The sequence below is a fragment of the Bradyrhizobium sp. GW821-FHT13H06 genome (genome assembly GCF_058803975.1).
Genome location: NZ_JBXAPN010000003.1, coordinates 670057 through 683385, shown reverse-complemented (window position 1 = coordinate 683385; position 13329 = coordinate 670057). Strand labels below are relative to the sequence as shown.

10 protein-coding genes are annotated in these 13329 nt (G+C 65.3%); 6 read left to right on the top strand and 4 right to left on the bottom strand.

The features are described from left to right. Positions 1 to 5 precede the first annotated feature (5 nt). Positions 6 to 1619, bottom strand: a complete 1614-nt coding sequence (locus tag AC1RQP_RS15630; RefSeq protein ID WP_239620079.1) for an FAD-dependent oxidoreductase — start codon at positions 1617 to 1619, stop codon at positions 6 to 8. Positions 1620 to 1729: 110 nt separating this feature from the next. Between AC1RQP_RS15630 and AC1RQP_RS15625 the strand changes: the two genes are divergently transcribed. Beyond that, positions 1730 to 2272, top strand: coding sequence for a MarR family winged helix-turn-helix transcriptional regulator (locus tag AC1RQP_RS15625; RefSeq protein WP_492937603.1), 543 nt, complete (start codon positions 1730 to 1732; stop codon positions 2270 to 2272). 61 nt (positions 2273 to 2333) lie between these two features. Here the strand turns inward: AC1RQP_RS15625 and AC1RQP_RS15620 are convergent, their stop codons facing one another. Both AC1RQP_RS15620 and AC1RQP_RS15615 read right to left on the bottom strand, forming a co-directional pair. Further along, positions 2334 to 3140, bottom strand: a complete 807-nt coding sequence (locus tag AC1RQP_RS15620) for an N-acyl homoserine lactonase family protein (RefSeq protein WP_492937602.1) — start codon at positions 3138 to 3140, stop codon at positions 2334 to 2336. A gap of 68 nt (positions 3141 to 3208) precedes the next feature. Continuing rightward, entirely contained in the window at positions 3209 to 3331 is a 123-nt protein-coding gene (locus tag AC1RQP_RS15615) for a hypothetical protein (RefSeq protein ID WP_492937601.1), read from the bottom strand. A gap of 177 nt (positions 3332 to 3508) precedes the next feature. On the opposite strand from AC1RQP_RS15615, the gene AC1RQP_RS15610 reads away from it, so the two are divergent. From AC1RQP_RS15610 to AC1RQP_RS15595, 4 genes are all read left to right on the top strand, one after another. Then, positions 3509 to 5047 (top strand): caspase family protein, encoded by a 1539-nt coding sequence (locus tag AC1RQP_RS15610; RefSeq protein WP_492937600.1) that lies wholly within the window; start codon positions 3509 to 3511, stop codon positions 5045 to 5047. A gap of 143 nt (positions 5048 to 5190) precedes the next feature. Continuing rightward, positions 5191 to 5856, top strand: coding sequence for an OmpA family protein (locus AC1RQP_RS15605; RefSeq protein WP_239620073.1), 666 nt, complete (start codon positions 5191 to 5193; stop codon positions 5854 to 5856). 155 nt (positions 5857 to 6011) lie between these two features. Next, positions 6012 to 6941 (top strand): RND family efflux transporter, encoded by a 930-nt coding sequence (locus tag AC1RQP_RS15600; RefSeq protein ID WP_035670616.1) that lies wholly within the window; start codon positions 6012 to 6014, stop codon positions 6939 to 6941. Continuing rightward, positions 6941 to 10090, top strand: a complete 3150-nt coding sequence (locus tag AC1RQP_RS15595) for an efflux RND transporter permease subunit (protein WP_492937598.1) — start codon at positions 6941 to 6943, stop codon at positions 10088 to 10090. Before AC1RQP_RS15600 ends, AC1RQP_RS15595 begins: the two co-directional genes overlap by 1 nt. A 92-nt stretch (positions 10091 to 10182) precedes the next feature. Here the strand turns inward: AC1RQP_RS15595 and AC1RQP_RS15590 are convergent, their stop codons facing one another. After that, complete coding sequence (locus AC1RQP_RS15590) at positions 10183 to 10857, bottom strand: Crp/Fnr family transcriptional regulator (RefSeq protein ID WP_492937597.1); 675 nt, start codon at positions 10855 to 10857, stop codon at positions 10183 to 10185. A 231-nt stretch (positions 10858 to 11088) separates the two neighbouring features. Between AC1RQP_RS15590 and AC1RQP_RS15585 the strand changes: the two genes are divergently transcribed. Beyond that, the gene (locus AC1RQP_RS15585; protein ID WP_492937595.1) at positions 11089 to 13149 is read left to right on the top strand and encodes an AsmA family protein; all 2061 of its coding nucleotides are present in this window, start codon (positions 11089 to 11091) and stop codon (positions 13147 to 13149) included. Positions 13150 to 13329: the final 180 nt, after the last annotated feature.

Here is a 13329-nt window from a genome sequence, read left to right as displayed (position 1 = left end):
GAACCTCAATACAAGCCTTCGGCACGCGCCAGCGCTGCCGCGATCGTCGCACGCGTCGGATGGCGGAAGCGCGCCGCGACATAGCCATCCGGCCTCAGCAGATAGGCGGCGCCCGGTTCGGCGCCGTAGCGCTTCGCGACCAAGCCCGAGGGATCGGCAAACCCGCCCTCGCCGCCGATGCGGATGCCCTTGACGCCATCGGGCGCATCGATGGCCGCACCATTGCTGAACGACAGCAGGGTGAAGTCCGTTCCACCCTTGCGGAAGGCATCCGTCAGATAGATCTGCTCGCCGGCCGGCGTCGTGACGGGGGCGTCGAGCATGGAACAGCCGGGCGACGGCCCACCGTGCCACGTATCCGCGTCGAGCGAGGACAAGGGGGAATCATAGCTGCATGGCACCGAAAGCCGGCCGCCATTGACCATGCGCTTGCCGAACTCGGTCTCCTTCGCCAGCGACAGCACCGCCTTGCGCAGCCGCGCCTCCTGATGCGAGTTCGGCGCCATGAAATCGGTCGAGCGGGTCGATTCGCGGATGTTCTCGTCGGCGGCGGCGCTACGCTCGATGTGATAGCTCTCGAGCAGGCTCGCGGGCGAGGTGCCGCGCAGCACGCGATTGAGCTTCCAGGACAGGTTTTCGGCGTCTTCCAGCCCGGAATTGGCGCCGCGTGCGCCGAAGGGCGAGACCTGATGCGCGGAATCGCCGGCGAAGACCACGCGGCCATGGATGAAGCGGTCCATCCGCCGGCACTGGAATTTGTAGAGCGAGATCCACTCGAACGCGAACTTGTCGTGGCCGAGCATACGCGCGATCCGCGGCCGCACGTTCTCGGGCTTCTTCTCGACGACAGGATCGGCGTAGCGGTTGAGCTGGAGATCGATGCGCCAGACATCGTCAGGCTGCCGGTGCAGCAGCGCCGAACGCCCGGCATGGAACGGCGGATCGAACCAGAACCAGCGCTCGGTCGGGAATTCCGCAGTCATCTTGACGTCGGCAATGAGGAACTGATCCTCGAACACCTGCCCGGCGAACTCGGCGCCGACCATCTGCCGCAGCGAGGAGCGCGCGCCGTCGCAGGCGACGACGTATTGGGCGAGCACGCGGTACGCGCCCTCCGGCGTCTCGATCGTCAACGCGACGGAACCGTTGCGCTGCTCGAGCGCCGTCACCTTGTTGCGCCAGCGCAGGTCGATCTCGGGAAGATCGTCGATGCGATCGACCAGATAGGCCTCGGCGTAATATTGCTGGAGATTGATGAAGGCCGGCCGCTTGTGGCCGTTCTCCGGCAGGAGATTGAACTGGTAAAGTTGGGACTCGCCGTGGAAGATGCGGCCAACGCTCCACACCACGCCCTTGTCGACCATGCGGTCGCCGACGCCGAGCCGGTCCCAATATTCCAGCGAGCGCTTCGAGAAGCAGATCGCGCGTGAGCCCTCGCCGATACGATCGGCATCATCCAGAAGGACGACACGCTGGCCGCGCTGAGCAAGATCGATCGCCAGCGACAGCCCGACCGGGCCCGCACCGACGACCACGACCGCGTGCTCGGCCGGGCTCTGGCCGGAACGATCCTGATCGGGGTGGCGTCGATAGCCGAACTGGGATTTGGCCTGTGCCATACACTAACCTCGGCTCTGGTCAGGAGAGGACTGATCTGCTAGATAGTCTCACGTGCAACTATTTTGGACCGGAGCCGGCCGGCCGTCAACTGGAATTCGGAGCGCTTTCCTTGGCGAGGACATCCAGCGACATCGCGCTGAAGGCGCGCGACGCCGACGAGGCTTCGGCGCGGCCAAAGCCACGGCTCGACCTGTTCAAGTTCGTGCCGTTCCGCCTCAACCGGCTCGCAGCGGAAGTCAGTTCCGCGCTTTCGGTCGAATATCAAGAACGGCATGGCCTCGACATTCCGGCCTGGCGCGTGATCGCCACGCTCGGCTTCCGCAACGATGCCTGCAGCGCGCAGTACATCGCGCAGTGCACCCGCACGCACAAATCCACCATCAGCCGTGCGGTGACCGCGCTGCTCAACGACAATCTGATTGAACGGGTCGAGAACGAGGCCGACCGCCGCGAATTCCGGCTGCAACTGACGAGGAAAGGCCGCGCGCTCTACGAAGAGCTTTTCCCGCAATTGCTGCGGCGGGAAGACGAGATCCTCGCCTGCCTTTCCGCGCAGGAGCGCAAGCAACTCTCGGCCCTGCTCGGCAAGATCGAGCAGAGCCTCGACCTGATCCAGACCAGCCAAGAGGCCGACGCCAAGCAGGCGTATTAGCCGATGCCGTCAACTTCTGCATTCCGGATTCGCACTACGCGCGCCCCGGATGGCTTCGCCGTCATTTCGCGAACGATCGCGTCGGCGGCATATGCAGCGCCCAGGCGTCGACCTTCTCGCTGGCGCGCGGATAGATCTCCGTCACGATCGGATCATGTCCGGGAATGAACCTGTCGGGATGGCCGGCAAGGCGCTCGATCGTCTCCCAGCCCTGTGCCATGTCGCCGACATTGTAGACGATCGGGAACGGGCTCCTGCGCTGCAGATTGGCGTAGTAATGCGCGGCATCGGATGCCAGCACCACCGGACCGCGCGCAGTTTCAACCCTGACCACCTGCAAGCCGTCGGAATGGCCGCCGACGCGATGCACTGTCACGCCTGGAGCAACCTCGCCGTCACCCGAATAGAAGCTGACCCGCTCGCGATAGACGTGGCGCACCATCTGCGTGACGTGCTCGACCGAGAACGGATGTCGCAACAGTCCGTTGCACATGCAGCGGCCGGTCGCGTAAGCCATCTCGCGCTCCTGGAGATGGAAGCGCGCATTCGGGAAGCGGTCGAGATTGCCGGCATGGTCGTAGTGCAGATGCGTCACGATGACGTCGCGAATCGCAGATGCGGCGACCCCGAAGCGCTCCAGCGCATCGACCGGGTTGAGTGTCAGCTTGCGCGCCCTCGCGCTCGCCTCCTCGGCATTGAAGCCGGTGTCGACCAGAATGTCGCGGCCGTGCCCTCGGATCAGCCAGACGAAATAGTCGAGGTCCTGCGCCGCACTGTCATGTGGATCGGGTGCCAGGAAGTTCATGCTGGGGGTGCGTGGCGACATCGTCGCGTAGCGAAGGGCGTAGATTTCGTAGACGTTTCCCATGGTCTTGCTTTTCTGAGTTGGATCTTCTGGGACGATCGAGCACACCAAGCCATCGTCGGCAGGAAAGGTCAAATGGGGCATTGCGCCGGGAGCCGGCCCCGCAATGTGAGACCAATCACATTTTTCATCGCCATGGTTGCCTTAAACATGGTGCCGACAGGATCGAACCAGGCCGCGCCGAGTACCGTCATGACAGCCCGTCCATCCCCCTCGGGGCACGCCCATACGTTGCGGTCAATCGCTACGATAATGCCGAATCTCCAAGCGGTTGACGCCCCCCGTCCCCGGTTTGATAATGCAGGAAGCGTAAGTTAAGGTCGCCGCGGCGCAAGCTGGAACGGCGCCTTTTTGGCTGGACCGCGCTGATTATGAAAATTCGCTTCTTTTTTCTTCTGCCCTTGCTCGTCTCGCTTGTCCCGACTGCCCCATCGCTTGCGGCCGGCGACCGTTTTGCGCTTGTCATCGGCAACGCCAAATATCCGGACGCGGATGCTCCGCTGAAGGAACCGATCAACGATGCGCGCGACGTCGCCGATGAGCTCAAGCGGGACGGCTTCTCGGTCGAGATCGGCGAGAACCTGACCGGCGACGCGATGCGCCGCGCCTTCGACAAGCTCTACGGCAAGATCAAGCCGGGATCGGTGGCGCTGGTGTTCTTCAGCGGCTTCGGCATCCAGTCGGCGCGCCAGAGCTACTTGCTGCCGGTCGATGCGCAGATCTGGACGGAGTCCGACGTGCGCCGCGATGGTTTCAGCCTCGAGACCGTGCTCGGCGAGCTCAACAGCCGCGGCGCCGGCGTCAAGATCGCGCTGATCGATGCGTCCAGGCGCAATCCGTTCGAGCGCCGGTTCCGCAGCTTCTCGGCCGGCCTGACCCCGGTCATCGCGCCCAACGGCACGCTGGTGATGTATTCGGCGGCGCTGGCCTCGGTGGTCTCCGACGCCGGTGGCGACCACAGCCTGTTCGTCCAGGAGTTGCTGAAGGAGATCCGCGTCCCCGACCTGATGGCCGAAGAGACGCTGAACCGCACCAAGATGGGCGTCACCCGCGCCTCGCGCGGCGAGCAGGTGCCGTGGATTTCCTCGTCATTGGCCGAAGACTTCTCGTTCATTCCGGGCGCCGGCGGATCGCGTCCCGCAACGACGCCGCCGCCTGCGCCCCCCGCTGCGCCGGCCGTCATCGCCAACAACCCGCCGCCGGCACCACCTGCCCCGCCGACACCGCCTCCGCCGCCGAAGCCGGCCGACACTGCTGCGGCACCCGCTCCTGCTGCTCCAGCTGCCCCCGCACCCGCGCCGCCCCCCGCGCCAAAGCCACAGATCGAGGCCGCCCTGCCGCCGCCACCGCCGCCGGTGAAACCGATCGATCCCGCGCCGAGCACCGACAGCGGACCCAGCGCCTCCGCGCTGGCTGACGATCCCACGATCAAGGGCCTGACCGCCAAGATCGCCGCCAATCCGGACGACGTGAACGCGCTGTATCGGCGCGGCCAGGTCTATGCCAGCAAGGGCGCCTACAACCTCGCGATCAAGGATTTCGACGATACCCTCCGGATCAATTCGAAGGACGTCGAGGCGCTGAACAACCGCTGCTGGACTCGCACCGTGGTCGGCGACCTCCAGGGCGCGCTGAAGGATTGCAACGAGGCATTGCGGCTTCGGCCGAACTTCGTCGATGCGCTGGACAGCCGGGGACTCGTCAACCTCAAGTCGGGCGCGGTGAAGAACGCCATCGCCGATTTCGACGCGGCCCTGAAGATCAACCCGCGCCTGACCTCCTCGCTCTACGGACGGGGCCTTGCCAAGCAACGCAACGGCTCCGCTCAGGAAGGAGCGCTGGACATCGCCAATGCCAAGGCGATGGATCCGAACATCGTTCAGGAATTCGCAAGCTACGGAGTGCGTTGATATTTTTTCGAGTTGGGGCAGTCAAAGCCTCGAACCTTGGACGGGCCAAGAAAGACTAATGGGCGGATGCCGCAAGAGGCCTTTTCCGGGGCCTATTGCCGGAATTTGGAAGCACGCGACTGGCTGAGCAGGAGGGACTGGCTATGAGATTGGCTGCAAAGGGACTTACCGCGATCCTGTCCATCATCATCGTCGGCGCCGCTCTGTCATTGCCGCGCGCGTACGCAGGCGATGACGGCAACAGCAAGAATGTCACCGAGGACGAGATCGTCCGCGCGCTCGCACCGCCGGCCAAGAAGCCCCTGACCCGCGGCCTCTCGATCGGCCCGCAGACCGAATCCGCGCCGAACGCGGCGGAGACCAAGCTGATTCAGTCCGTGCGCGGCCGCTCGACGCGCTCGCTGTCGTCGACCGAGCGCGAGGAAATCGCTTCAGTCGTCAAGGACAAGCCGAACATCGATCTCGAAATCACGTTCGACTACAACTCCGCCAACATCAGCGCCAAGTCGATGCCGTCGGTGCAGGCGCTCGGCCGGGCGCTGACCAGTCCCGACCTGAAGGGCTCGACCTTCGTGGTCGCCGGCCACACCGACGCCGCCGGCGGCGAAGCCTACAACCAGGACCTGTCGGAGCGTCGCGCCGATTCGATCAAGCGCTACCTCGTCGAGAAGTACAACATCTCCGCGACCGATCTCGTCACCGTCGGCTATGGCAAGAGCAAGCTCAAGAATCCGAGCCAGCCGCTGGCAGAGGTCAACCGCCGCGTGCAGGTCGTCAACATGGAAAACAAGACTACCGCGTCGAAGTGAGCTCGACGTAATCCTTTACAGTGAACAGTCGTGATGTGGTGTAAGGTCTCGCTTCCAAAGCGCGTCCCGCAACCTTGCGGGACGCTTTATTTCGGGGAAACGCTCTGTCTGGGCCTCGCACGGACGGCCGTGAGCCAGGCCAGGATGATCCGGCGATGAATCTGACTCAATATCTCAAGCCGGCCGGAACCGTGCTGTTCGTCGCCGTGCTCGGCGTCGGCTATTATCTGTTCGAGCATCGGCATCGCCCCGAAGCGAAGGAGACGCCGGGCGAGGCGCTCGTCATCGTGACGAAGTCCACCAACGCCTGCTTCTCCGACCTGGTGCGGGTGACCGGCTTCTTCGTGCCGCGCCGCGAGGCGGTGGTCGTTGCCGACCAGGAAGGCTCAAGAGTCACCGACCTCCTGGTCACCGAGGGCGCCATTGTCGCCGACAACCAGGAGCTGGCGCGCCTGACTGCGCCGCCGCAGATCCCGGGCCAGCCGCAGCGACCCGGCCCGCAAGGCCCGATCTCGTTGAGAGCACCTGCTCCGGGTCTCATCACCGAGGTCCGCACCATCGTCGGCGCGCCGGCCTCGCCGCAGGCTGGTCCGATGTTCCGCATCGCCGTCAACAACGAGATCGAGCTCGACGCCCAGGTGCCGGCGGTGCACATGTCCAAGCTCAGTTCCGGCGCGACCGTGCGCATCAGCCGCGACGACGCGCCCGATCTGATCGGACGCGTCCGGCTGGTCGCGCCCGAAATCGACCGCACGACCCAGCTCGGGCGCGTCCGCATCAGCGTCACCAACAATCCATCGCTCAAGGTCGGCGTGTTCGCCCGCGCCTCGATCGACGCCAAGCGCAGCTGCGGCGTTTCCATCCCCAAGACCGCGATCGACCATCTCATGGTGCAGGTCGTCAAAGGCAATGTCGTCGAGACGCGCAAGGTGCGGGTCGGACTGTCGTCCGACACCTCGACGGAAATCCTGGAAGGCCTCGAGGTCGGGGAAATCGTCGTGGCCGACGCCGGCTCTTCGCTCCATGATGGCGACCAGATCAAGACCATGTTCGCCGATGAACTCGATCGCACGCGGGTACGCTGATGGCTCTCAATATCTCGGCATGGTCAATTCGTCATCCGCTGCCGTCTGTCGTCTTTTCGATCATCCTTCTGGTTCTCGGCTGGACCTCCTTCACCAAGCTTGCAGTGACGCGGCTGCCCTCGGCCGACATCCCCGTGATCTCGGTTGCGGTCTCGCAGTTTGGCGCAGCACCAGCCGAGCTCGAATCCCAGGTCACCAAGACGGTTGAAGACGCGGTCTCCGGCGTCGAGGGCGTCAGGCACATCACCTCCTCGATCACCGACGGCCTGTCGGTCACCACGATCCAGTTCGCGCTCGAGACCAACACCGACCGCGCGCTCAACGACGTCAAGGACGCGGTGACGCGCGTGCGCTCCAACCTGCCGCAGAACGTCACCGAGCCGCTGATCCAGCGCGTCGACGTCATCGGCCTGCCGATCGTCACCTATGCCGCGATCTCGCCCGGCAAGACGCCGGAGCAGCTCTCCTATTTCGTCGACGACGTGGTCAAGCGCGCGCTGCAGGGCGTCCGCGGTGTCGCCCAGGTCGAGCGCATCGGCGGTGTCGAGCGCGAGATCCTGGTCTCGCTCGATCCCGATCGCTTGCAGGCCATGGGCCTGACTGCCGTCAATGTCAGCCAGAGCCTGCGCGGCACCAATGTCGACGTCGCCGGCGGACGCGCCGAGATCGGCAAGAACGACCAGGCGATCCGCACGCTCGCGGGCGCCAAGACGCTGGGCGATCTCGCCGGCACCATGATCCCGCTGTTCGGCGGCGGCGAGGTCCGGCTCGACGATCTCGGTACCGTCACCGACACCATCGCCGACCGCCGCACCTTCGCCCGCTTCAATGGCGAGCCGGTGGTCGCGCTCGGCATCAAGCGTTCCAAGGGCGCCAGCGACGTGAAGGTCGCCGAAGCCGTGCAGAAGCGCATCGACGCGCTCAAGGCGGCCTATCCCGATGTCGATCTGAAGGTGATCGACACCTCGGTCGAATACACCAACGGCAATTACCACGCGGCGATCTCGACCCTGTTCGAAGGCGCCATCCTCGCCGTCGTCATCGTGCTGCTGTTCCTGCGCGACCTGCGCGCCACCATCATCGCCGCGATCTCGCTGCCGCTGTCGATCTTCCCGGCGTTCTGGGCGATGGACCTGCTCGGCTTCTCGCTGAACCTCGTCAGCTTTCTCGCCATCACGCTGTCGACCGGCATTCTCGTCGACGATGCCATCGTCGAGATCGAGAACATCGTCCGGCACATGAACATGGGCAAATCGCCCTACCGTGCCGCGTTGGAGGCCGCCGACGAGATCGGCCTCGCGGTCATCGCGATCTCGCTGACCATCATCGCGATCTTCGCACCCGCGAGCTTCATGTCGGGCATTGCCGGGCAGTTCTTCAAGCAGTTCGGCATCACCGTCTCGGTGCAGGTGTTCTTCTCGCTGCTCGCGGCCCGCTTCGTCACCCCGGTTCTGGCAGCCTACTTCCTCAAGCACCATACGCATGTGGAACCGCCGCCCGGCCGCATATTGCGGTCCTATCATCGGATCGTGGGCTGGTCGGTGAAGCACTATTTCATCACGGTGCTGATCGGCCTCGGCGTCTTCGCCGCCTCGATCTGGAGCATCACGCTGCTGCCGCAGGGCTTTCTGCCGGCGCAGGACAGCGCCCGCTCGCTGCTTGCCCTCGAGCTGCCGCCGGGCACCCAGCTCGCCTACACCGAAAAGGTCACCGAGGACATCGTCGCGCGCCTGCGCAAGCGGCCCGAGGTCAAGAGCATCTTCGTCGACGGCGGGCGCGTCCCGCCGGGGACCCAGGAAGTCCGGCGTGCCGCCCTGATCATCAACTACACGCCCAAGAACAGCCGCGACATCACCCAGCGCGAGCTTGAATTCTCGATCAGCCAGGAGCTGGAGAACGTTCCCGATATCCGTTTCTGGTTCCTGGACGAGAACGGCCTGCGCGCGATCTCGCTGGTGGTGACCGGTGTCGATCCCAACATCGTCAACAACGTCGCGAGCGAGCTTGCGACGCAGATGAAACGCATTCCCACCATCGCCAATGTGATCTCGGAGACCTCGCTGGAGCGTCCCGAGCTGCGTATCGAACCGCGCGCCGATCTCGCCGCACGGCTCGGCGTGTCCACCGAAAGCCTGTCGCAGACCATCCGTGTCGCCACCATCGGCGACGTCGGCCCTGCGCTCGCCAAATTTGACGTCGGCGATCGCCTGGTACCGATCCGGGTGCAGCTCGAGGATGCCGCGCGCGGCAATCTGAAGACGCTCGAACAGTTGCGCGTGCCGCTTGGCGAGCGCGGCGAGAAGGGCGGCGTGCCGCTCTCGGTTATCGCCGATGTCAAGCTCGACCAGGGTCCGACCAGCATCAACCGCTACGACCGCGAGCGGCAGGCGACCGTCGCGGCCGACCTCGTCGGCTCCGCCGCGCTCGGCGATGCCACCAAGAAGATCTACGACCTGCCGGTCATGAAGACCCTGCCGAAGGGCGTGAAGGTCTCGCCCTCCGGCGACGCGGAAAGCCTGAACGAATTGTCGGACGGCTTCGCGACCGCGATCACGGCGGGATTGATGATGGTCTACGCCGTGCTGGTGCTGCTGTTCGGCACCTTCCTGCAGCCGATCACCATCCTGTTCTCGCTGCCGCTCTCGATCGGCGGCGCCATCGCAGCGCTGCTCGTCACCGGCAAGCAGCTCACCACGCCGGTGTGGATCGGCATCCTGATGCTGATGGGCATCGTCACCAAGAACGCGATCATGCTGGTGGAATTCGCGATCGAAGCCATTCGCGCCGGCAAGCCGCGCGAGGAAGCCATGATCGACGCCGGCATGAAGCGCGCCCGGCCGATCGTGATGACCACGATCGCGATGGCCGCCGGCATGATACCGAGCGCTCTCGCGGTCGGCGCCGGCGGCGAATTCCGCTCGCCGATGGCGCTCGCGGTGATCGGCGGCCTGATCTTCTCGACCATCCTGTCGCTGGTGTTCGTGCCCGCGATGTTCATGGTGATGGACGATTTCGGCGCCCTGATCTGGCGCTTCGCCAAGCGGCTGATCGTGCACAGCGAGGACGCCGAGACGGACGATCATCACGAGACGGGACCAGCGGAGGCGCCCCACGTACCAAAGAACTTCGTGCACCCGGCGGCGGAGTAGGATCGCGCGTCTCAAACGGACGACGCCGCCGGTTGGGTGCGATGATGAGTGCGCGGCGAGCAGGAAGGATCGAACGCCGCGAGCGGCCGCCCCTACTCGTTCCTAGCGATCGCGGTCAGCTTGGTCATGTTCCGCAGCAATATCCGGCCGCGCTGGAGATCGAGGATCGCCTCCTTGCGCCAGGCCTGAAGCTGGCGGTTGACGCTCTCGCGGGCGGCGCCGACGAAGACGCCGAGCTGCTCCTGCGAGATGTGGACCTCGGAGCCGAAATCGGCGGCGAGCGCGCAGAGCCGCCGCGCCAGGCGAACCGGCAGCGGCTGCAGCATGGACTCCTCCATGCGCTCGCTCTGCCAGCGGATGCGCTGGCACAGCAGTGCGATGATCTTGATCGCGACCTTTGGCTCGCGCTCGAGGAAGCCGAGGAAGTCTTCGCGTCGCAGCACGAACAATTCGCTGGTCTCGCCCGCAGTGGCATCCGCCGTGCGGCTCTGGCCGTCCAGCACCGCGACCTCGCCGAACAGGTCGCCGGGCCCCATGAAATTCAGCGTCAGCCGGCTGCCGTCGGAGGCGCCGGTCTCGATGCGGACCTGGCCGCGGCGCACGCCGAACAGCGCGTCCCCGAGATCGCCTTTCTGGAACAGCACCTCGCCGTTCCCCAGATGCTGGGTGTGACAGAGATTGGACAACCGCTGGAGCTCGTCTGCGCCGAGATCGGCGAACATCGGGTTCATCTTCAGGATGACCGCAAATTCGGCCTGCTTGCTCATTTCAATGTCCTTGTGAACGTCACTGTTCCTGTCAAATCGCTTGAAACCATCAAACTTCAGGATCGCGTAAAACCGCGCCGGAGAAGTGTGTCATAAGTCACATAACTTTGCAGCACCCCCGGACTATTTTTACGCGCTTGGAGCCGCTTCCCGTCCGGGGATAAACTAAAGGCGCAAAGGACGGGTCATCTGCCGGATTCGACGCCGATCATCCGTCGTTGGAAAGTCGACATGAGAGCATTGAAATTCGCCGGCGGAGCTTTGGCCGCCGTCATCATCGTGATCGCACTCCTGCTGATGGTGGGAATCCCCTCGGGCTTCCTGACCGCCGCGATCGCCTCGCGCGTCGAGAGCGCGACCGGCTATCGCCTGTCGATCGACGGCACCACGAAGATCAGCCTGTGGCCGACGCTGAACGTCACCCTGAACGACCTCACGCTTGCCGACCCCAGGGATCGCAGCGGCATCACGCGCCTGACGGTCGACAGCGTGCAGGCCGACATGTCGCTCGCGAGCATATGGTCCGGCCGCCCTGAGATCGGCGAACTCGTCGTCACCCATCCCGTGCTCTACCAGCCGCTGCTGCGTGAGCGCCTGCCGAGTGCCGGCGCCCCATCGAAGCCGCTCGCGCTCGATACCAATGGCGCCACCATCGACCGCATCAAGGTGATCGACGGCGAAGTTGCATTCTCGCGCCTGCGCGATCGTGTCGAGGGCCGCATCAGCGCCATCAACGCCGACACGACCGTCGACCACGACCGCAAGGTCAATATCACCGGCACCGCGCGCGTCGGCGATCATCCGACCAAGTTCGACATCAAGGCGGCCGCGCCGTCGTCGCCAGCCGAGCGGCCGACCGTTCCCGTGGATTTCGCCATCGACATGCCTGACGTGCTGAAGTCCCAGCTCACCGGACACGCCGAGATGCGGCTCAACCGCGATGTGGTGATGATCAACGGCGTGAACGGCAGGCTCGGCGACGGCGCATTCAACGGCTGGGCTTCGGTCGACATCGCGAGCAAGCCCCTGGTCAAGGTCGACCTCGATTTCCAGCGGCTCGCGATGCCGCTGGCGAAATCGCCGCAGGGCACGGCCGGACAGCCCTGGAGCGATGCGCCGATCAACGTGTCCGGGCTCAACTATGTCGACGCGCAGTTGCGGATCTCCGCGAACGAAGCCTTGATCGGCGATGCGCGCATCGCGCCGCTGGCGCTCGACGCCAAGCTCGCCGGCGGCGTGCTGAAGGCCGGCACCTCCAATCTCGGCGCCTATGGCGGCCAGGTCTCGGGCGAGGTGATCCTGGATGCGACCAGCGGTGCGCCGAGCTTTGCCATGCATTCCGATCTCGTCGGCGTGCGCGCGCTGCCGCTGCTCCAGGGCCTTGCCGAATTCGACCGCATCGACGGCAAGCTGCAGGCCAAGCTCGCCCTGCGCAGTGCCGGCAATAGTCAGCGCGCGCTGATGGCGAACATGCAAGGCACGGCCTTCGTCAATTTCCAGGACGGCGCCATCCGCGGCATCAACGTCGCGCAGATGATCCGCTCGCTGACGGCAGGCACGCTGTCCGGCTGGCAGGCAAATCAGGACCCTGGCCAGGAACAGAGCACGGATCTGTCGCAGCTCTCGGCCTCCTTCCGCATCGACAAGGGCCAGGCGGTGACGACCGATCTCAATCTGATCGGACCGCTGGTGCGCGTGACCGGCGCCGGCACCATCGCGCTCGACACCAAGATGATGGGCTTTCGCGTCGAGCCGAAGCTCGTGATGACGACCGAAGGCCAGGGCCGCATCTCCGAGCCGGTCGGCTTCGGTATCCCCGTGATGATCCAGGGCAGCTGGTCGCAGCCGCGGATCTATCCTGATATGGCCGGCATGCTGGACAATCCGGACGCCGCCTATGCCAAGCTGCGCGAGATGGGCAAGGGTCTGTTCGGCCCCGACGGCGCCGGGCTCGGCAACATTCTGGGCAGCCTCGGGCTGGGTGGCGCCACCGCGCCAGGCGGCGGCAATGCGCCCGGCAATGCCAATCCGCAAGCCCAGCAGCCGGGACAGAACAATGTGCTCGGCGGCCCGCTGGGGGAGGCGATCGGCAATCTGATCCAGCAGGGGCTTTCCAGTGGCGCAGCAACCGGCACTGGCACCGCCTCCGGCCGCAGCCGCAGCGTGCCGGCAACGCCCTCCACGCCGGCGCCGCAGGCCTCGCCTGCGGCCCCCGCTCTGGAGGACCCGCCGCCGGCGCAGCAGGACAGTCAGCCAATGAACGACGTGCTGCGGCAGCTCTTCAATCGCTGACCGAAGGACTGGCGCGCTGGACGTCACGGGCAAATCCCTGCATCGGCTTCGACCCCTGCGGCTTCCTCCGAGCGGGATGAGGCTGCGGCAATTACTCCCTTCCACCGGCCCGGAAGTCCACCGGGGGTAACCACACCGGCCGGTCCGCCGGCCCCGCCACGGCCCCATGGCCCAAATTGT